Source organism: Rathayibacter rubneri (assembly GCF_023743255.1).
Lineage (GTDB): Bacteria > Actinomycetota > Actinomycetes > Actinomycetales > Microbacteriaceae > Rathayibacter > Rathayibacter rubneri.
Window position 1 is genome coordinate 1 of sequence record NZ_JAMRYM010000070.1, and the last position, 20,253, is coordinate 20,253.

Sequence of the window (20,253 nt, forward strand, 5' to 3'; positions counted from 1 at the left end):
GCCGGGAGGAGCCGCCTCGCCGCTCTGGCCGCCGGCGCCGTCCTCGCCCTGACCGCCGCCCTGGTGCCCGCCGGTGCCGCGTCCGCCGCGACGCCCACGCTGTCCGTGCTCGCCCTCGGCGACTCCGTCACCCAGGGCTACGGCACCTGCGGCTCGTTCGCCGACTGCCCGCGCAACAACTGGTCGACCGGCACGAACACCACCGTCAACTCCTTCACCCAGCGCCTGCGCGCAGCGAACCCCGGCACCACGGTCACGGCTGCCAACTACTCGGTCTCGGGCGACCTCATCGCCGCCGTCCCCTCCCGTGTCGACACCGCCGTCGCCGCCGGAGTGAAGCCCGACGTCGTGACCCTGCTGATCGGCGGCAACGACCTGTGCTCGGCGAAGAACCCGGTGGCGGCCGACGGCTACACGATGACGCCCGCCGCGACCTTCAGCGCGTCGGCGTCGACCGCGATCACCAAGATCCGCAGCACCTGGCCCGCGGCGAAGATCGTGCTGGCCTCCATGCCCAACGTCGCGGGCGAGTGGGCCGTCGTCAAGAGCGGCTTCGGAGCCGTCATCTGGTCCTCGGGCAACATCTGCCGCACCACGCGCGGCGTCTCCGCCACCGGCGGCAAGCTGAGCACCACGGCCGCCAGCGCCTCCGCCGCCGCGGCCAAGACGCGGACCGCCCAGTACAACACCGCTCTGCAGAACGCCTGCGCCGCCGCCGGCACGCTCTGCGACTACGACGGTGGAGCGCTGACCGCCACTCCGGTCACCAGCAGCCTCATCGGCAAGGTCGACTACTTCCATCCCAGCATCGCCGGCCAGGCCAAGATCGCCTCGGTGCAGTGGAGCGCCTCGAACTTCGCCACCACCGGCTGAGTCGGAGTCGGCGCGGGTCCGCCCGCGCCGACGACGGCCTCAGGCGTCCTGCGGCCGCTCGCCCTCGAGCCGGCGCCGCTGCTCCTCCGCGAGGCGGGCGTAGTGCGCCTCCTCGCGCTCGAGATCGGCGAGCTGCTCCTCCGTCGACTTCTGAGCGGGCCGCACGACGATCGTCTGCGGCGCCGCCGGCCGTCGGCGCTGCCGAGGCGCGCGCCCGCCGGGGACGAAGGACCCGCCGTCGCCCCGCTTCCACTCGTGGCCGAGCAGGAACCAGATCGTCACGCCGATGAGCGGGATGAACACGATCAGCAGGATCCACACGATCTTGGGCAGGTTCCGGACCACGTTGTCCGGCTGGCGCACGACGTCCACGAGCGCCAGGACCATCAGCACGACGGTCAGCAGCGAGAAGAGAGTCCCCATGCTCCGAGAGTACGGGGCCGCGGTCGTCGCCGCCCGTGCGGAGCACCCTCGAGGCGTGAGGCCCGACGTGAGCCGCGGGGTCGTCGCGTCTAGGACCGCGGCGGGGCGACCGACCCGCGCACCACGATCGGCATCGGCACGAGCCTGCGCCCCTCGCCTCCGCCCAGGAGCAGATCGACCGCCTGGCGCCCCATCTCCTCGTAGGGGATGCGCGCCGTCGTCAGACCCGGGCGCAGGTACGACGCGATCTCGTCGTCGTCGAACGAGACGACCGACACGTCCTCGGGGATCCGCAGACCCCCCTCCTGCAGCGCCTGGTAGGCGCCGAAGGCCAGACGGTCGTTGAGGCACACCACCCCGGTGGGCAGCTCGGGACCCTGCAGGAGTCGGCGCATCGCGTCGAAGCCGCCGGCCGGCTCCCACGGCTCGACCAGCACGCGCTCCATCAGGCGCACCCCGGCCTCCGCGAACGCGGCGTCGAGACCCGCGAACCGCGCCCCGACGGTGACCGACACCCGCGGGTTCGTCGCGGCCGCCGGGGAATCGCCGATCAGGGCGATCCGCCGGTGGCCCGCGTCGAGGAGCTGGCGGGCGATCGCCCGCCCCGCCTCCTCCTCGTCCGGCAGGATCGCCGGCTCGCCGGTCGGGCTGGAGGCGTTCAGCAGCACCACGCGGACATCACCCGCGACGGGAGGCACGTCGATCTGCTTCGCGCCCATCAGTCCCACGATGACGCCATCGGCGCGGCGGTCGAGCATCGCATCGAGCGCGGGCGCCGTCTTGCGCGGATCGCGTCCCGTCTCGGCGATGAGCACGGTGTGCTCGCGGTGCTCGGCCGCGTCGAGCACGCCGCGGATCATCGCCGAGGCGAAGCGGGTCACCGTGACCTCGTCCGAGAGGAAGCCGATCGTGCGCGTCGTGCCGAGCCGGAGGCTCCGCGCCGCGGGGTCGGGTCGGTAGCCGAGCTCGGCGACGGCCGCGTGGACGCGCTCGACGGCGTCGGCCGAGAGCCGTGACCCCGGGCGGTCGTTCAGGATCAGGCTGACCGAGGTCTTCGAGAGCCCCGCGCGTTCTGCGACGTCGGCGATGGTCACCCGTCGTGGTGATCGCACGGAACCCCTCTCGTCGCCGGACGCGTCCATCCTACGAGCGCCGTACTCCGACCCCGTTAGAGAATCGATTCAGCAGACCTCTTGGCGGTGCGCCGCCGCCGTGCTACGTTCCTCCTGCTAAATCAATTTAGCGCCCACAGTTCGAAGGAGAACACGGTGAAGAAGTCACCCCTGCGCCTCGCGACGGCCTCCGTCGCCCTCGTCACCCTCGTCGCCGGGCTGGGCGGCTGCGCGACCCGCTCGAGCGGCGGAGACGGCGCGAACGGAGAGATCACGCTCTGGACGCACAACGCCGGCAACGACGCGGAGCTCGACGCGATCCAGAGCATCGTCGACGACTACAACGCGAGTCAGGACGCCACCACGGTGAAGGTCCAGGCCTTCCCGCAGGACTCGTACAACGACTCCGTCGTCGCCGCAGCCGCCAGCGGCAAGCTGCCCTGCATCGTCGACATCGACGGCCCCAACGTGCCCAATTGGGCCTGGGCCGAGTACCTCGCGCCCCTCGAGCTCGAAGGGGTCGAACTCGACACCTTCCTCCCCTCGGTGAAGGGCGTCTGGAACGACGAGACCTACTCCATCGGCTACTACGACGTCGCCCTGACGATGCTCTCGCGCACTTCGGTCCTCGAGGCCAACGGCATCCGCGTACCGACCGTCGACGCCCCGTGGACGAAGGACGAGTTCGACTCCGCTCTGGCCACCCTGAAGGCCACCGGGCAGTGGGACCACCCGCTCGACCTCGGCACCGCCGGCACCGGCGAGTGGCTGCCCTACGCCTACTCCCCCTTCCTCCAGTCGGCGGGCGGCGACCTGATCGACCGGACGGACTACCAGAGCGCCGACGGCGTGCTCAACGGACCCGAGGCCGTCGCCTGGGCGGACTGGTTCCAGAGCCTCGTCGAGGAGGGGTACATCGCGAAGAAGAGCGGTGAGGACGCCACGCTCGACTTCCAGGCCGGGAAGTCGGCCATCACCTACTCGGGCAGCTGGGCCTACGCCTCCTCGCGCGAGGTCTTCGGCGACGATCTGGTCGCCCTTCCGAGCGTCGACCTCGGCACCGGACCCAAGATCGGCGGCGGCTCCTGGCAGTGGGGCGTGACCACCGGATGCTCGGACCCCGACGCCGCGATGGACTACCTCGCCTTCTCGCTGCAGCCCGAGAACGTGGCCGCGGTCGCCGAGGCCACCGGCACCATCCCCGCCTCCACCGAGGCCGCACAGCTGGTCGAGGGCTACGAGGACGGCGGCGAGCTGGCCGACCTGCGCGAGTACTCGCAGCGCTTCGCGGTCCTGCGCCCCGAGACCCCGGCGTACCCGTTCATCGCCACCGAGTTCGGCTCGGCCGTCTCGGACATCCTCGACGGCGCCGACCCGCAGTCCACCCTCGACGCGGCGGTGAAGGCGATCGATCAGAACATCGCCTCCAACGACGGCTACACCCAGAAGTGACGGCGAGCGCCGCCCGATGACCTCCACCACCTCACCCTCCGTCGCTCCACCCGAGCCGGTCGCCGTCGCGGCGCTCCCCGTCCGCCCCGGCCGTCCCCGCCCCGGGGCGGACCGGAGCCTGCGCTCGGAGCAGCGGGTCGGCCTCGCCATGGTCGCCCCCGCTCTCGTCCTCCTCCTCCTGTTCGTGCTCATCCCGGCGGGTCTGGCCTTCGGACTCGCGTTCACCAACGCTCGTCTGATCTCGCCCAACCCGGCGGCGTTCAGCGGCGCGGACAACTTCGTCCGCCTGTTCCAGGACGCCTCCTTCGGCCGGGCCCTGCTGAACGTGCTCTACTTCGGCGTCGTCGTGGTCCCCCTGCAGGCCGGTCTCGCGCTCGTCATGGCGATACTGATCAACACCCGGGTCCGCGGCACCACGTTCTTCCGCACGATCTACTTCCTGCCGGTCGTCACCTCGATGGTCGTCGTCTCGCTCCTCTGGAGCTTCATGTACCAGCAGGACGGACTGCTCAACACGCTGCTCTCGAACGTCACGTTCGGCCTCGTGCAGGGGCCGGACTGGCTGGGCGACCCGGCGACCGCGATGCCGTCGATCATCCTCATGTCGGTCTGGCAGGGCGTCGGCTTCCACATGATCATCTGGCTCTCGGGCCTGCAGACGATCTCGCAGGAGCTGTACGAGGCGGGCGACATCGACGGCGCGAGCCCGTGGCAGCGCTTCCGGTACATCACCTGGCCGGGGCTCCGCGCCACGCGCAGCCTCATCCTCGTCACCATCACCATCTCGGCGCTGAGCCTCTTCACCCAGGTGAGCGTCATGACCCAGGGCGGACCGCTCGACTCGACCACCACGGTCGTGTTCGAGGCCGTCGAATCCGGCTTCCGCCAGCAGGAGACGGGCTACGCCTCCGCGATCTCGCTCGTGTTCTTCGCGATCGTCCTCGTGATCTCGGGCGCGCAGCGCTTCCTGACCAGAGAGAAGGCATGACCATGGCCCTCGTCACCGCCGTCCGGCCCCGCCGGAAGCGCTCCGCCTCCCCCTCCCCGCGCGTCGGCTGGTACGGCTGGCTCGCGCGCGTCGCCCTCGTCGTCGTGTTCGCGTTCCCGCTGCTGTTCATGCTCGTCTCGTCGCTGAAGCCCGATTCGCAGATCTTCGGCGACCTGGGCTCGCTCGCCGCGTTCCTGCCGATCGGGAACGTCTCGTTCGACAACTACTCCGCCGTGTTCGACCGGGTGCCCGCGGCCCGCTTCCTGATCAACTCGATCGGGGTCTCGGCCGTGACGGTGATCCTCGGGGTCGTCATCAACAGCCTGGCCGCCTTCGCCCTCTCGCGGATGCGCATCCCGTTCAAGGGCGCGATCCTCACGCTGATCATCGCCACGCTGATCATCCCGTTCGAGACCCTGGCCCTCCCGCTGGTGTGGTGGGTCAACCAGCTGCCCAACCTCGGCGTCGACAGCCTCGGCGTCTTCGTGACGAAGGGCTGGCTCGACTCCTACCAGGTGCAGATCGTGCCCTTCCTCGTGAACGCGTTCTCGATCTACCTGTTCCACCAGTACTTCGAGTCGATCCCGAAGGAGTTGGACGAGGCCGCGCGGATGGACGGCGCCGGCTGGTTCACCATCTACCGCAAGGTCGTCATGCCGCTCGCCGGACCGGCCGTCGCGACCGTCGCGATCCTCACCTTCCTCCCCGCCTGGAACTCCTACCTCTGGCCCCTGATGGTGATCCAGACGGAGGAGCTGCGCCCCGTGATGCTGGGCGTGCAGTACTTCTCGCAGCTGAACACCTCGTGGGGCCAGATCATGGCGTACTGCTCGATGATCACCCTCCCCGTGGTGGCCCTCTTCATCGCCTTCCAGCGCTCCTTCGTCAACTCGATCGCCTCGACGGGAGTCAAGGGATGACCGCCACCACCCTCTCCACCCGGCCCGCGGTGCACTTCGCACCCGCTCGCCACTGGATGAACGACCCGAACGGGCTCGTCTTCCTCGGCGGGCGCTACCACCTGTACTTCCAGCACAACCCCAACGGAGCAGACTGGGGCGACATGAGCTGGGGCCACGCCTCCAGCACCGACCTCCGGACCTGGACCGAGCACCCCGTGGCGCTCCTGCACGACGAGCACGAGGGCGTCTTCTCGGGCTCGATCGTCGTCGACCACGCGAACTCCTCCGGGTTCGGATCGGTCGACGAGCCTCCGCTCGTCGCCCTCTACACCTCGGCGCGCGAGAGGAGCCAGTCGCAGGCCCTCGCCTGGAGCCTGGACGGCGGCGAGACCTGGACGAAGCACGGCGTCGTCCTCGACCGCGGCACGACCGACTTCCGCGATCCGAAGGTGATCCGCTACGGCGACCACTGGATCCTCGCCGCGGTCGAGGCCCTGGACCGCCAGGTGCACCTGTTCCGCTCCGACGACCTGCTGTCGTGGACCCCCCTCTCGGTCTTCGGGCCGGCCGGCGCCACGGACGGCATCTGGGAGTGCCCCGACCTGTTCCCACTCGACGGCCGATGGGTGCTCGCGCTCTCGATGAACCCGGGGCACCCGTCGGGCGGCTCGGGGATGCAGTACTTCGTCGGGGACTTCGACGGCACGTCCTTCACCGCGACGTCGTGGGACTGGCTCGATCGCGGTCGCGATTTCTACGCGGGCGTCACGGTGTCCGGCTCCCCCGAGCCCGTGATGATCGGCTGGATGAGCAACTGGGACTACGCGCACGCCGTCCCCACGTCACCGTGGCGCGGATCCGCCGCCCTCCCCCGCCGGCTCTCGCTCCGCGGCGAACGCCTCGTGCAGCTGCCCGCCGCGGAGCTCCACGAGCCGGTGTCGTACCGGGTGGGTCCGCAGGAGCTCGGTGCGATCGAGCTGCCGGAGCAGGCGTGCGGCCGGGCCCTGCGGCTGCGGCTCGCCGTCCGCAGCGACTCCCCGGTGGAGATCGTCCTGCGCGGGTCCGAGGACGGCTCCCATGGCCCGGTCGTGCGCCTCGGAGGCGGGGTCCTGTCGATCGATCGCCGCGCGTCGGGCGAGACGGGCTTCTCGGACGCGTTCGCCTCGGTGTCGTCAGCACCGCTGTCGGGTGAGCGGCTCGAGATCGACGTGTGGGTCGACGCCACCTCGGTCGAGGTGTTCGCCGACGGCGGCGCCCTGGTCCTGAGCGAGCTGGTCTTCCCCCGTGACGAGGACGTGTCCGTCCGGCTCCGCGGAGAGGGCGCGATGCTCGAGTGGCTCGAGGCGACGGTGCTCGAGGCCTAGGTCCTCCTCGGCCGGTCCGCAGCTCCCGCGTGGCACGATCGGAGGATGAGCGAGCCGACCCGCGACCGCCCGACCGCCCGTCGACGAGTCGCGCCCCGACGGCTGGCGGCTCTCGCCTCCGGTGTCGTCGCGCTCGCGGGGCTCGCGCTCCTCGCGCTCGTGCCGCTGCAGTACGCGACGCTCACCCGCGAGGGCTTCGACGCCGCGTGCCTGGCGAGCGTCGGGCGTGTCCCCGCAGAGGAGGGCGAGCTGCTGCGCGGATCGTGGTCGTGGTGGCCGCTCGGCGCGTCGTGCGACTGGACGCTGCTCGACGGCACCGTGATCCGCATCCTGCCGGACTGGTCGACGACGGCCGTCGCGATCACCGGAGCCGCGCTGCTGCTCGTCGGGATCGTCGGCGCGGCGCTCGCACTGCTCGTGCGGCGCCGCGCCCGTCAGGCGCCCGCGGAGGGATCCGGGTCGTAGGTCCCGCGGTCCCGCGGTCGCAGCTGCCCGCTGCCTCAGCCGCCCGGCGGCCTAGCGATCGAAGAAGGACCCGAGGTCGCCGAGGTCGGGCATCTGGAAGTCAGACACCTGCTCGCCGAGCCCCGACACCTGCTCACCCGCGCCCGAGACGAAGTCGCCCGCCGAACCGGTGATGTCGCCGAACTCCCCGAGGTCGCCGAAGCCGCTGAGGCCCTCGAGATCGACACCCTGCAGGAGGGAGCCGCCGACGCTGCTGAGCACGGCGCCACCGGCGACCGCCGCGAGCAGGCCGCCCGCCGCACCGAGGCCCACGCCCGCGACGGCACCGACTCCGGCACCCGCGAGGGCTCCCCGGGTGCCGGGCTTCGAGAACATCTTCTTGAGGAAGCCCGGGTTCTGCGCCTCGCCGCGCGTGGCCGCACGAGCGAGGTCGTCGGGCGCGGAGGAGCGCGGCTGCTCGTTCACGGGCAGCTCGTCGCGCAGGCGCGCCTCGACCTGCGAACGCTGCGCGGGCGTCAGCTTCGCGAACGCGTCGCGGTGCACCTGCTCGAGCTGCTCGGGGTCGGCGGTGCGGAGGAGGTAGTCGTAGCGGGCGATCGCCGCGCGATCCTCCGCGGACACGACCGGCTGCCCGGGGCGGGCGTCCTGCGGCCGGGAGGAGGTACGGTGCGCGGGGGCGCCGTACTGGGGCGCGGGGCGGGAGTCGCCCGTCACCTTGTCGGCGGCGGTGCGGACCAGGTCGCGCCAGTCCGTCCCTCCGCTCGAGGAGGCGGGGCGCGCGGCGGAGCTCGTCGAGCTCTTCGAGTCGAGCGCCTTCGACGCCATGCTGAGGATGCGCTTGAGAGTGCTCACAGAAGACCTTCCGTCGGGTATCAGCGACGATCATCCCGGTCCCGCCTGAGCGAAGGCCGTCCGAACACCCTCGGGGCGCCCTGAATCGGACGCATCCTCCGCACGAGCAGGCGAGGATTCGGGCGCTGGAGGCCGCGAGACGAGTGCTCGCCCTCCCCCGGTCGTCGGATCCCACGGCCGCTCGATCGGGCGACGCTGCCGCTGTGTCACCGACGGCCCGCGCCCACACCACCGAGAGCAGCAGGGTGAGCACCTTCAGGTGTCTCGAAGAGGACACCGAGGGTCCTCCTCGCCTCGGCCACTGGGGAGAGATCCAGGATCCGCCCGATCACCGGTTGCTTCGCGCGACGGCAGCTTGCCTCGTTCCAGGCGGTACCACTCCTTCCGCGGGAGGTGAATCGCCCGGCAAGTGGATATGATGCTCCCTCAGGTTTGTTTGATCGAGCAGGTCGAGTCAGGTGTCGACGCGATATCTGGAGGACACTCATGCACGAACGCATTCTGCCGAGGGACGTGAACATCGGCCCAGGCGCATGATCACCACCGCAGCGATCGCCGGAGGCCTCCTCGCGGGGCTGCTCATAGGTAGAGGACGTGCACCGAGACGGCGGACAGGGTTCATCGTCACAGGCGTTCTCGTCCTGGCGGCGCTCATCGGCGTCCTCTCTCTCGAGCGATCAGGACTCCTCCACTCTCTGCTCACGTGCGCCGCTGCTGTCGCGGGAGCCACCGGCTCTGCAGCCTCCATCTGGAAGCAGCAGATGCCGGAGCTGAACGTGTCCTGGGCCGGCTGGGCTTGGCGCGAACTCGTTCACCCTCGGTATGTGCGCGAGCAGTTCCGACAGCTCCGCGGACGAGGGGACTGAGGCGAATTCCTCCCGGCAGCAGTGATCATCGTCACCCTCGCGGCGACACACGCTCCGCCTCGGCGATTCCGGTGGCTCAGGCCGCGCCGAAGCGACTCCGGTAGCCGGACGGCGTGCTGCCGAACGCCTGCGCGAAGTTCTGCCGCAAGGTGACCGGATTCCCGAAACCGCAGGCGGTCGCGATCCGGTCGATCGGCAGGTCGGTCGTCTCGAGCATCCGGCGCGCCTCGTCGAGTCGGCGCGAGCGCACCCAGGCGGCCGGAGTGGTCCCCGTCGCCGTGCGGAACGCCCGTACGAACGAGCGCCGGCTCATCAGCGCCTCGGCCGCCAGCCGATCCACGCCCAGCTCCTCCTCGAGGTGCGCCAGGGCCCAGGCGGAGGCGCGCGCGATGCGGTCGTCCGTCGGCTCCTGGGGCAGCGGCCGCTCGATGTACTGCGCCTGCCCGCCCTCGCGGTGCGGTGCGACGACGAGACTGCGTGCGACCCGGTTGGCGGCCTCCGCACCCAGCGCGCCGCGGACGATGTGCAGGCACGCGTCCAGCCCCGAGGCGGTGCCCGCCGAGGTCAGCACGTCGCCGAGGTCGAGGTAGAGCGCGGTGGCGTCGACCGCGATGGTCGAGTGGCGCGCCGCCATGCCCGCTGCCGCCTGCCAGTGCGTCACCGCCGCGCGTCCGTCGAGCAGCCCGACGTCGGCGAGGACGAGCGCGCCGAGGCAGAGGCCCGCGATCCGCGCGCCGCGCTCGTGCGCGTCGAGCAGCACGCGCGCGAGGGTCCCGCCGGGCGCGCGACCGTCGTCGATCCAGGACGGGATCACCACGAGGTCTGCTGCGGCGGCCGCCTCCGGTCCGTGCACCCCGGCGATCGTGTAACCCTCGGCCGTGCGGATCGTCCCCGGCCGGTCGGCGAACAGGACCGTCTCCCACTGGGCGAGGCCGAGCCGCCGCACCTCGTCGAAGACCATCTGCGGCACCGAGAGGTGGAACATCGTCACACCGTCGACGGCGTGGATCGCGATGTGCACGGTGACCTCCTCCCTTTGGCCCGTATCCATCGTAGGGCCGCCGTCGTGCCACTGGCCCGGCCGCCTGACGACCATCAGGATCGGAGGACCGCCCCCGACCCCTGGAGAAGACACCATGACCACTCCCCGCCGCGCCCTGATCCTCGTCGACGTCCAGCAGGAGTACTTCGCCGGACCCCTCGAGATCCGCTTCCCCCCGCACGCCTCCTCGCTCCCCCGGATCGCCGCCGTGATCGACGCCGCGACCGCCGCCGGCCTCCCGATCGCCGCCTTCCAGCACAGCGCGGGCGAGGGCGCTCCGGTCTTCGCCCCCGGGACGGAGGGTTTCGAGCTCCACCCCGAGATCGAGCGCCGCCGCACCGACGACTGGACGTCGATCACCAAGCAGTACGGCACGGTCTTCGCCGGCACCGACCTGCTCGCCTGGCTGCGCGAGCGCGACGTCGACACCATCACCCTGGTCGGCTACATGACCAACAACTGCATCCTCGCCTCGGCCGCTGAGGCCGAGACGCACGGACTCGCCGCCGAGGTGCTCTCGGACGCCACCGGCGCCATCGCGATCTCGAACGCGGCCGGCTCCGTCGACGCCGAGACGGTCCACACCACGCTGCTCGCGCTGCTGAACTCGAACTTCGCGGCCGTCGGCACCACGAACGAATTGATGCGCGCGATCTCCGCGGGCGAGGCGCTGCCGAAGAGCGACCTCGGGACCTCGGCCGTCGCGGGCGCTGCGCTCGCCTCGTAGCCGGACCCGCTGGGGGCCCCGGAGGCGCGTCCAAGACAGGGCGGACAGCGTCGACGCTCCGAGTCAGGGACACGCCCCGATCCAGAGACTGTCGCGCGCGCGGGTCATCCCGACGTAGAGCTCGCGCCGACGGATGGTCCACGTCTCGTCCTCGGAGACCGCGCTCTCGAGGAGAGGCGGCGGCACGCGCGGCAGGAGGACGTGCTTGAACTCGAGGCCCTTCGCCCGCTTGATCGTGCCCACCTTGACCGCGTCGACCGGCAGCCCCGCGTACTCCGTCAGCTGCAGGACGGGGATCCCCGCTCCGTTGAGCACTCGGACCGCATCCCTCACCCCCTGATTCGTCAGGCAGAGGACGCCGACGTCACCGGGTCGGCAGTCGAGTCCCGCGACGTGCTCGACCAGTTCCCGATCGTGAGCCGCACGGGCGGTGAAGCTCCGGGAGACGGGAACCGGTCCCGACCGCGGCACCTCGCCGAGGAGGTCCCGACCGCCGATGTCCCCCTCGATGTCCGCGAACTCGTCGCCCGCGACCAGGGCGGCCGCGAAGTCGGCGATCTCCCTCGTGTTGCGGTAGTTGGTCGACATCACGACGCCTCGCCCCGCGATCGAGACGCCTGCCTCGGACAGCGTGAACCCACCCGGGTAGATGGTCTGCTGCCCGTCCCCGATGAGGGTGAGCCCGTCGGCCCTGTCGCCCGTCAGCAGGAACAGCATGCGCACCATCGCGCAGGTGAGGTCCTGCGCCTCGTCGATGATCACCGCGCCGTACTCCTCGAGAGGCGTCGCACGCAGCGAGGCCTCGGCCTGCAGGATGACGTCACCGAAGTCGTGAACGCCCCGCCGTCGGAGCCCGGCTTCATAGGCCAGGAACAGCCGCCACACCTCGCGACGCTGATCGACAGTCAGCGGGCGGCGGCGGCCCGTCCTGACGAGGTCCGCGTACTGGTCGAACCGCGTCAGGCCTCGGCCCTTGATGACGTAGCCGATCTCGTCCCGCCAGTAGTTCGGGTTCGGCTCGATCGCAGCGAGGGCGGCACCCGCGCCGACGCGCAGCCACGCGGAGGAGAAGGCCGATTCGATCTGCGGGCCGTCCAGGCGGACGCGGACGCCGCGCTGAGCGAGGAGCCGCAGAGCGAACGCATGGACGCCTGCGAACTCGACCGAGTCCACCGCATCGGGAGCCAGTCTCGCCAGAAGATTTCCCAGCACGTCGGGCAGCGTCCGCACGAAAGAGGTGACGAGCACTCTGCTGCGCTGGGAGCGCGCCAGGTAGGCCGCCCGATGCAGGCCCACGACGGTCTTGCCGGTCCCCGCCGCCCCGCGGATGCGTGCCGGCCCGTTGAAGCCGCGGCGGACGAGCCTGGCCTGCCCGGGGTGGAGGAACGCCATCCACTCCTCGATGGGCGCGGCCAGGAGCCCGGCGTGGAGAATCTCCGTCACCTCCTCGACGTCGACGAGAGGCTCCGGCTCGGCCTCGGGCAGGACAGGATCGGGGATGGCCGCGTGCACAGGGACCGGCGACGCCCCCAGAACCGGGAAGTGGCCGAGGGCGGCGGTCAGTACCGCGTTCACCTGGATGTCCGTCAGCCGACGTCCTCGCGAGTTGATGTGCAGAGCGGCCCGCTTCTCGCCGATGACGACCACGCCGCCCACCTCGACGGCGGGTGTGCTGCGTCCGGCCAGCACGACGAGCACGTGCACCTCCCCCGGAGCCAGCCCCAGGTCCGCCATCACCGCTTCGGTCCGGTAGCCGACGTCCGCGAGGCCCGCGAGATCTTCCGTGACGTCCGCTTGACCGCGGAAGATCCGGCCCGCCGAGATCTCGACGTCCGCCCAGGCCTTGGTGTCCACGATGAAGAGCCCGCCCGGACCGACGAGCACATGATCGATCTGCGCTCGGGACCGCGACCCCGGCCAGCCGCGGTCGTGGAGGAACGTGTACCCCGCGGCGGAGAGCGGTGCAAGACTGCCGGCGACCTGACGCTCGGTCCGGTGCGCGATCATCCAGCGCTCTGCGGCGTCCCGCGCCTCCGACGCCAGACGATCGTGCTCCGACGCCACGGCGCGGAGTCGTCGCTCCTCGAGCCCGGCGGAATGACCGGCCGCTCCCACATCCACCTCCGAGCAGCGGGTTCCCTCCCCGCAGACCGTGCCCATCCTCGCGAACAGCCGCCGTCCCCGGCGTGCCCTCTTGGGAGGGCGTGCGAGGAGTCGGTCACTCAGTGCCCGCGGGATGCTGCGACACGGTGAGGGATCGCGTCAGCGCCCACACCGACGGAACGGCCAGCACGCTCGAGAGGAAGCGGTCTCCACTATCCACAGCTCGGGTTGCGCAGCAGCGGAGTAACCGCCGGTCCCGCATCCGTCTCCGGCGCGGGCCTCGAAAGATGACTGCACGGTGCCCCTGGAGGGACTCGAACCCCCAACCTGCTCCTTAGGACGGAGTCGCTCTTCCATTGAGCTACAGAGGCTGGCCGAGCCAGTGTACCCGTCGCCCACCCCTCCCCCGAAGCCGCCGTTGACAGCGGAGCCCCGACCTGCTTGGTTAGTTACTGCACCAACTAACCACAGAACCAATGTCGTGCAGGAAGGAGCACCCATGGACGACTCGCGGCCGATCTTCCTGCAGATCGCCGAGCAGATCGAGAACGACATCATCGCGGGGGCGCTCCCCGAAGAGACCCAGGTCCCCTCGACGAACGAGTTCGCCGCGTTCCACCGCATCAACCCGGCGACCGCCGGGAAGGGCGTGAACCTGCTCGTCGATGACGGGGTGCTCTACAAGAAGAGGGGGATCGGCATGTTCGTCGCCGAGGGCGCCCGCGACCGGCTGGTCGAGAAGCGCCGCACGCAGTTCCGCGACCAGTTCGTCGCACCGCTGCTCGCCGAGGCCGCCAAGCTCGGCCTCACCCGCGAGGAGCTCGCCACCATGATCAGCGAAGGGGGATCGCGATGAGCGCGGTCATCGAGGTCGCCGGCCTCAGCAAGAACTACGGCAGCATGCACGCGATCCGCGACGTGGGCTTCGCGCTCGACGAGAACCGGATCCACGGCCTCCTGGGCCGCAACGGCGCCGGCAAGACGACGCTCATGTCCCTCCTCACCGGTCAGGAGTTCGCCAGCTCCGGCGACATCCGCGTCTTCGGAGCGGCGCCCGTCGAGAACGCCGCCGTCCTCTCCCGCACCTGCTTCATCAAGGAGAGCCAGAAGTACCCCGAGGACTTCCAGGTGAAGCACGTCCTGCGCAGCGCCCCGTGGTTCTTTGAGGACTGGGACGACGCCTTCGCCCACGAGCTCGCGAGCGACTTCCGACTGCCGCTGAACCGCCGGGTCAAGAAGCTCTCGCGAGGGCAGCTCTCGGCCGTCGGAGTGATCGTCGGCCTCGCCTCCCGCGCCCCGCTCACCTTCTTCGACGAGCCCTACCTCGGCCTCGACGCCGTCGCCCGGCAGCTCTTCTACGACCGCCTGCTCGCCGACTTCGCCGAGCACCCCCGCACCGTCGTGCTCTCGACGCACCTGATCGACGAGGTCAGCAGCCTCCTCGAGCACGTCCTCGTCCTCGACGAGGGCCGGCTCGTCGTCGACAGCGATGCGGAGGAGCTGCGCGGCTCGGCCGCCACGGTGGTCGGCACGCGCAGCGCGGTCGACGCGTTCACGTCCGGTCGCGAGGTGCTCTCGCGCAGCGGCGTCGGCGGACTCGCCTCCGCGACACCCCCCCGCCTCGACCACTCGGGCCGGGCCCAGGCCGCAGCCGCAGGGCTCGAGCTCGAGCCCGTCTCCCTCCAGCAGCTCGTGGTGCAGCTCACGAGCACGACCCCCTCAGGGAAGGACGCCTCATGACGACCACGGCCCCCGTACGGCACCTCGGCACCTCCGACCGACTGCTCCGCATCGTCCGCCTCCACTTCGCCAACCCCGCGACGCTGCTCTACACGCCGCTGGGGATCCTCGCCGCGATCTTCCTCGGCAGCCTCGCGATCTTCTGGGTCGTCCTGCGCACCATCGGCGCCGACAGCGTCGGCGGCGAGTCCGGCGTCCAGGTCTCCGGACCGGGCGCGTTCATCTTCATCTACATGCTCGTCGTCGCGATCCAGGCGGTGAACATCACCTTCGGCCTGGCGCTGGGCTACGGATCCACGCGGCGCGACTTCTACTGGGGCAGCGCTCTCACCTTCCTCCTCCTCTCCGCCGGCTGGACCGTGCTCTACACCGTCATGGCCGCGATCGAGTCGGCGACGAACGGCTGGGGCATGGGCGGCATCCTGTTCCGGGTCGTCGGTTTCGGCGGCATCTCGTGGGTCGAGCGGGCCTTCGGGGTCTTCGTCCTGTTCCTGTTCTTCTTCTTCGCCGGAGCCGCGACCGCGTCCGTGTACGTCCGCTGGCGAGCGGTGGGCATGACGGTCTTCTGGATCGGCCTCGCCGCGGTCGCCGTCGCCGTCGTCGCCCTGATCAGCCTCACGGGCACGTGGGACTCGGTGCGGCTCGCCCTCGAAGCGGTCGGCCCGACCGGCGGTTTCGCGCTGCTGCTCGTCCCCACCGCGATCGCGGCCCTCAGCGGCTGGCGGGTCCTCCGCCGCGCCACTCCCCGCGGCTGAGCTCGCCGGAGCAGCACCCCGCATCCGACCGTCACGAGCGGGAGCGCCGCAAGGCCCTACCGCACGGGGCGGTCGCCTGGAAGCGTGGCCGCATGGCCGCATCCACCAGCACCGCGCAGACGATCACCGCCCTCCCCTCCGCCTCGGCGCACACCTGGGCCGCCCGCGACGCTGACGCGCCGCTGACGCAGGAGACCCTCGAGACCGTCGACGCCTGGTGGCGCGCCGCCAACTACCTGGCGGTCGGCCAGATCTACCTCCTGGCGAATCCCCTGCTGACGGAGCCGCTCACCCGCGACCACATCAAGCCGCGCCTGCTCGGCCACTGGGGCACGACTCCGGGCCTCAACCTCATCTACGCGCACCTCAACCGCGCGATCCGCGAGCGCCGCCAGTCGACGCTCTACATCACCGGACCGGGACACGGCGGCCCGGGCATGGTCGCCAACGCCTACCTCGACGGCACCTACAGCGAGATCTACTCGCACATCGACGAGACCGAGGACGGCCTCCGCCGCCTCTTCCGCCAGTTCAGCTTCCCCGGCGGCATCCCCAGCCACGCCGCTCCCGAGACCCCGGGCAGCATCCACGAGGGCGGCGAGCTCGGCTACGCGCTCAGCCATGCGTACGGAGCCGCCTTCGACAACCCGGACCTCCTCGTCGCCGCGGTCGTCGGCGACGGCGAGGCCGAGACGGGACCGCTCGCCACCAGCTGGCACTCCAACAAGTTCGTGAACCCCGCGACCGACGGAGTGGTCCTGCCGATCCTGCACCTCAACGGCTACAAGATCGCGAACCCCACGATCCTCGCCCGCATCCCGTACGAGGAGCTCGAGAGCCTGCTGCGCGGCTACGGCCACGAGCCCTTCCTCGTCGAGGGCGGCTTCGACGGCGAGGACCCGATGCGCGTGCACGAGCGCTTCGCCGAGGTCCTCGACACGGTGCTCGACCGCATCGCCGCCATCAAGGAGCGCGCCGCCGCCGGCGACCTGACGCGGCCGGCCTGGCCGATGATCGTCCTCAAGACCCCCAAGGGCTGGACCTGCCCCGCCGAGATCGACGGGGTGCAGGTCGAGGGCACCTACCGCGCCCACCAGGTCCCCCTGGCCAACGCACGGGACACCGAGGAGCACACCCGCCTCCTCGAGGACTGGCTCCGCTCATACCGTCCCGAGGAGCTCTTCACCGCGAGCGGCGGCATCGCCGAGCGCGTGCGCTCGCTCGCTCCCGAGGGCGAGCTGCGGATGAGCGCCACGCCCCACGCGAACGGCGGTCTCCTGCGCCAGGCCCTCCGCCTGCCCGACTTCCGCCGCTACGAGGTCGTCGTCGAGTCTCCCGGCGGCACGGTCGCCGAGGCGACGAAGGTGCTCGGAGAGTGGCTCGCCGACGTGATCCGCGAGAACCCGGTGAACTTCCGGATCTTCGGTCCCGACGAGGTCGCGAGCAACCGCCTGCAGAGCGTCTACGCCGCCACCGACAAGCAGTGGGAGGGCGAGCTCAGCCCCCTGGACGACCACCTCGCGCGCGTGGGCCGGGTCATGGAGGTGCTCTCGGAGCACCAGTGCCAGGGCTGGCTCGAGGGCTACCTGCTCACCGGCCGGCACGGGCTCTTCACCTGCTACGAGGCCTTCATCCACATCATCGACTCGATGTTCAACCAGCACGCGAAGTGGCTGAACGGCACCCGCGAGATCGAGTGGCGCCGACCCATCGCGAGCCTGAACTACCTGCTCTCGAGCCACGTCTGGCGCCAGGACCACAACGGCTTCAGCCACCAGGACCCGGGCTTCATCGACCACGTCGTCAACAAGAAGCCGGAGGTGGTGCGCGTCTACCTGCCCTTCGACGCCAACACGCTGCTCTCGGTCTACGACCACTGCCTCCGCAGCGTCGACTACGTCAACGTCGTCGTCGCGGGCAAGCAGCCCGCCCCCGCGTGGCTCACGATGGACGAGGCCGTCGCGCACTGCACGCGCGGTCTGGGCATCCTCGAGTGGGCGAGCAGCGAGCGCGAGGGCGAGTCCCCGGACGTCGTGCTCGCGTGCGCGGGCGACGTCCCGACGCTCGAGACCCTCGCCGCCGTCAGCATCCTCCGCGAGAAGCTGCCGGACCTCGCGATCCGCACCGTCAACGTCGTCGACCTCATGCGGCTGATGTCCGAGTCCGAGCACCCGCACGGTCTCTCCGACCGCGAGTTCGACGCGGTCTTCACTCCCGATCGCCCCGTCGTCTTCGCGTACCACGGCTACCCGTGGCTGATCCACCGCCTGACCTACAAGCGGACCGGACACCAGAACCTGCACGTGCGCGGCTACAAGGAGAACGGCACCACCACCACTCCGTTCGACATGGTGATGCTGAACGACCTCGACCGCTACTCGCTCGTGATCGACGTCATCGACCGCACTCCCGGCCTCGGCTCCCGCGCCGCCGGCCTCCGCCAGGAGATGCAGGACGCCCGCCTCCGCGCCCGCGCCTACACCCGCGAGTTCGGCGAGGACCTCCCCGAGGTCGCGAACTGGACCTGGTCCGGCGAGCGCTCGGGCAACGCCAGCACCGCCACGGGCGGCGACAACGAATGACGCGGCGCGAGGGACGCCTTCCGCGGCGTTGTCGTCGGGCGCGATACCGCCGGTATGGCTTCCTCCTCCGCCTTGCGGAAGCCGCCCCTCGCACCGCGTCCGGTAGAGCGGTCGGCCGGTCCGACGAGGCCTCCGCGAGATGTCACTCCGGTGGGCGACACTCCGGTCACCTCGTACCGGAGTGGCATCTCACGGCTCAGGCAGCTGGAGCCAAATAGCCGTTCCACTCCGGTTCCATGCGCTCCGCCCCGCGCACCAGCCAGGAGCCGGCCCGCGGCACGCGGGGCACGGTGCGCAGGTGCCAGCCCATCTCGGCCGGCGTGCGGTCGCTCTTGGTGTTGTTGCAGCGGTGGCAGCAGGCGACGAGGTTCTCCCACGTGTCGCGCCCGCCGCGCGACTTCGGCTGGATGTGGTCGATGGTGTTCGCGTGCGTCCCGCAGTAGCCGCAGCGGTGGTTGTCCCGCCGGAGCACCCCGCGGCGCGACACGGGTACCGTCCGCGAGCTCGGGATCCGCACGTAGCGGGTCAGCAGGATCACGGAGGGCCGCACGTAGTCGCCGGCCGCACCGTGCACCGGATTGTCCTCGTCGGCCTCGATCACGGTCGCCTTCTCGGTCATCAGCAGGACCAGTGCCCGCTTGAACGAGACGACCGCGAGGGGCTCGTAGCCGGCGTTGAGAACCAGGGTGCGCATCAGTGACCTCCGACCGTGCCTCGGTCGTCGCCGCGCGGCATCGCCCAGAACGCGAAGAAGGGCGCCGTCGTGGTGACGGCGCCCTTCGGGCCCGCGGCAGAGCGCCGCGTCGAGTCGTGGTGACGTATCCGCGTGTCGGAGGAGTGCACCGACGCGGAGAGGATCCCCGCCCGGATCGAGTCGGTCCGCCGCACGCGCGAACGCAGCCCCACTGAGTGGTGCCCGTTCCGCTCGGCCATCCCGGCACTCCGTCCCTCGACGAACCGCTCCGCCGTTCGAGCGGAGTGGGGTTCAGAGTATTCCTTCCCCCGCGAAACACCAGAGGTTCGCCGGAATTCGTCATCCGCATTTCACATCGACGACGCCCGGAACGCGGACGAGCCCGCCCCCGGAGAGGGAGCGGGCTCGCGGGTGCGCGGCAGGCGGTCAGCCGGCGATGCGCACGATGTAGTAGTCCGACGTCCAGATCGGCTGCACGCGGACGCTCGCCCCGGCGTAGGGCGCGTGGAGGATGTTGCCGTTCCCCGCGTAGAAGCCGTCGTGGCCGGGCATGATCACCAAGTCGCCGGGCTGCGCCTCGGACTCCGGGATGCGGGTGCCCATCGCGGCCTGGCCGGCCGCCGAGTGCGGCATCGAGATGCCGTACTGCGCGAACACGTACATGACCAGACCGGAGCAGTCGAAGCCGCTCGGGTCCGCGCCGCCGAAGACGTAGGGCACGCCCTGGTACTGCAGCGCGGTGTTGAACACCGCCGACAGGCTGTACCCGGTGGTCGGGGCCGACGCGGCGAGCTCCGCCGCCGAGGCGCCGTCGTAGGAGTTGAACTCCTCCGCCGTCTCGGCGCGGGCCTCCTCGACGTCGTCCGTGTCCACGACGGGCTCGACCACGGGCTCCGGCTCGGGGGGCGGCGGGGGCGGAGGAGCGGCCTCGGCCGAGAACGCGTCGCGCGCGATCGCGTTCTGCACGACGCTCCCGGCGACGGCCACGGTCTGGGCGTCGCCCTGACGCAGGAGATCGGCCTGCGAGGCGGCGAAGGGGCTGTCGGTCTCGGTGCCCGGAGAGAAGGCGTACGCGGGCAGGGCCATGGTGGCGACCAGCGCACCGGCGAAGCCGACGATCGCGACCTTGCCGAGCTTCCGGCCGCGGTGCTTGCGCGGGGTGCCGGCCGGCGACGGCACGAAGTCGGTCACGTCGCGCTGCCGGGCCGGCGCCGTCGGGACGGCTCGGCGGGCCACCGGCGCCTCCGAGTGGATCCGAGCGCGCACGACGGGCGGCTGGTTCTCGAAGGTGGCGGTGCTGCGGGGGCTGTTCG

At 71.0% G+C, this 20,253-nt stretch carries 18 protein-coding genes and 1 tRNA gene; 11 read left to right on the plus strand and 8 right to left on the minus strand.

What is annotated here, in order from left to right; genetic code table 11:
- Window positions 1-873 (plus strand): SGNH/GDSL hydrolase family protein (locus tag NB037_RS14115; RefSeq protein WP_251946731.1); only part of this gene is annotated, 873 nt, incomplete at its 5' end.
- Window positions 874-912: 39 nt separating this feature from the next.
- Here the strand turns inward: NB037_RS14115 and NB037_RS14120 are convergent.
- Complete coding sequence (locus NB037_RS14120; protein WP_251946733.1) at window positions 913-1,296, minus strand: PLD nuclease N-terminal domain-containing protein; 384 nt, start codon at window positions 1,294-1,296, stop codon at window positions 913-915.
- Between the two features lie 89 nt (window positions 1,297-1,385).
- Window positions 1,386-2,390 carry a LacI family DNA-binding transcriptional regulator gene (locus NB037_RS14125; RefSeq protein WP_251946735.1) on the minus strand — a complete coding sequence of 335 codons (1,005 nt, stop codon included), beginning with the start codon at window positions 2,388-2,390 and terminating at the stop codon, window positions 1,386-1,388.
- A 174-nt stretch (window positions 2,391-2,564) separates the two neighbouring features.
- Between NB037_RS14125 and NB037_RS14130 the strand changes: the two genes are divergently transcribed.
- From NB037_RS14130 to NB037_RS14150, 5 genes are all read left to right on the plus strand, one after another.
- The gene (locus NB037_RS14130) at window positions 2,565-3,860 is read left to right on the plus strand and encodes a sugar ABC transporter substrate-binding protein (protein ID WP_251946736.1); all 1,296 of its coding nucleotides are present in this window, start codon (window positions 2,565-2,567) and stop codon (window positions 3,858-3,860) included.
- 16 nt (window positions 3,861-3,876) lie between these two features.
- Window positions 3,877-4,848, plus strand: coding sequence for a carbohydrate ABC transporter permease (locus tag NB037_RS14135; RefSeq protein WP_251946738.1), 972 nt, complete (start codon window positions 3,877-3,879; stop codon window positions 4,846-4,848).
- Between the two features lie 128 nt (window positions 4,849-4,976).
- Window positions 4,977-5,768, plus strand: a complete 792-nt coding sequence (locus tag NB037_RS14140; RefSeq protein WP_251946757.1) for a carbohydrate ABC transporter permease — start codon at window positions 4,977-4,979, stop codon at window positions 5,766-5,768.
- Window positions 5,765-7,114: a glycoside hydrolase family 32 protein gene (locus tag NB037_RS14145; RefSeq protein WP_251946740.1), complete on the plus strand. Its 1,350-nt coding sequence runs from the start codon at window positions 5,765-5,767 to the stop codon at window positions 7,112-7,114. Before NB037_RS14140 ends, NB037_RS14145 begins: the two co-directional genes overlap by 4 nt.
- Window positions 7,115-7,159: 45 nt before the next feature.
- Window positions 7,160-7,579, plus strand: a complete 420-nt coding sequence (locus tag NB037_RS14150; RefSeq protein WP_251946742.1) for a hypothetical protein — start codon at window positions 7,160-7,162, stop codon at window positions 7,577-7,579.
- A 51-nt stretch (window positions 7,580-7,630) separates the two neighbouring features.
- On the opposite strand, the gene NB037_RS14155 is transcribed toward NB037_RS14150, so the two are convergent.
- Window positions 7,631-8,431, minus strand: coding sequence for a cation-transporting ATPase (locus tag NB037_RS14155; protein WP_251946744.1), 801 nt, complete (start codon window positions 8,429-8,431; stop codon window positions 7,631-7,633).
- Between the two features lie 942 nt (window positions 8,432-9,373).
- Entirely contained in the window at window positions 9,374-10,318 is a 945-nt protein-coding gene (locus NB037_RS14160) for a GlxA family transcriptional regulator (RefSeq protein ID WP_251946745.1), read from the minus strand.
- A gap of 115 nt (window positions 10,319-10,433) precedes the next feature.
- Here NB037_RS14160 and NB037_RS14165 point away from each other — a divergent pair, with 115 nt between their 5' ends.
- Window positions 10,434-11,066, plus strand: coding sequence for an isochorismatase family protein (locus NB037_RS14165; RefSeq protein WP_251946747.1), 633 nt, complete (start codon window positions 10,434-10,436; stop codon window positions 11,064-11,066).
- Between the two features lie 63 nt (window positions 11,067-11,129).
- Here the strand turns inward: NB037_RS14165 and NB037_RS14170 are convergent, their stop codons facing one another.
- On the minus strand, window positions 11,130-13,130 hold the full coding sequence (locus NB037_RS14170; RefSeq protein ID WP_251946749.1) for a nuclease-related domain-containing DEAD/DEAH box helicase: 2,001 nt from the start codon (window positions 13,128-13,130) through the stop codon (window positions 11,130-11,132).
- A 338-nt stretch (window positions 13,131-13,468) separates the two neighbouring features.
- Window positions 13,469-13,540, minus strand: a tRNA-Arg gene (locus tag NB037_RS14175).
- A gap of 128 nt (window positions 13,541-13,668) precedes the next feature.
- Between NB037_RS14175 and NB037_RS14180 the strand changes: the two genes are divergently transcribed.
- The 4 genes from NB037_RS14180 to NB037_RS14195 all read left to right on the plus strand — a co-directional run bounded on the left by NB037_RS14180 (window position 13,669) and on the right by NB037_RS14195 (window position 18,246).
- Window positions 13,669-14,025: a GntR family transcriptional regulator gene (locus tag NB037_RS14180; protein WP_207405940.1), complete on the plus strand. Its 357-nt coding sequence runs from the start codon at window positions 13,669-13,671 to the stop codon at window positions 14,023-14,025.
- Window positions 14,022-14,909, plus strand: coding sequence for an ABC transporter ATP-binding protein (locus tag NB037_RS14185; protein WP_251946751.1), 888 nt, complete (start codon window positions 14,022-14,024; stop codon window positions 14,907-14,909). Before NB037_RS14180 ends, NB037_RS14185 begins: the two co-directional genes overlap by 4 nt.
- Window positions 14,906-15,664 carry an ABC transporter permease gene (locus NB037_RS14190; protein ID WP_251946753.1) on the plus strand — a complete coding sequence of 253 codons (759 nt, stop codon included), beginning with the start codon at window positions 14,906-14,908 and terminating at the stop codon, window positions 15,662-15,664. The genes NB037_RS14185 and NB037_RS14190 overlap by 4 nt, the downstream gene beginning before the upstream one ends.
- A 92-nt stretch (window positions 15,665-15,756) precedes the next feature.
- On the plus strand, window positions 15,757-18,246 hold the full coding sequence (locus NB037_RS14195) for a phosphoketolase family protein (RefSeq protein ID WP_251946755.1): 2,490 nt from the start codon (window positions 15,757-15,759) through the stop codon (window positions 18,244-18,246).
- 196 nt (window positions 18,247-18,442) lie between these two features.
- Here the strand turns inward: NB037_RS14195 and NB037_RS14200 are convergent, their stop codons facing one another.
- Complete coding sequence (locus NB037_RS14200; protein WP_207405932.1) at window positions 18,443-18,940, minus strand: HNH endonuclease; 498 nt, start codon at window positions 18,938-18,940, stop codon at window positions 18,443-18,445.
- Between the two features lie 426 nt (window positions 18,941-19,366).
- Window positions 19,367-20,206 carry a C40 family peptidase gene (locus NB037_RS14205; RefSeq protein ID WP_251946758.1) on the minus strand — a complete coding sequence of 280 codons (840 nt, stop codon included), beginning with the start codon at window positions 20,204-20,206 and terminating at the stop codon, window positions 19,367-19,369.
- Window positions 20,207-20,253: the final 47 nt, after the last annotated feature.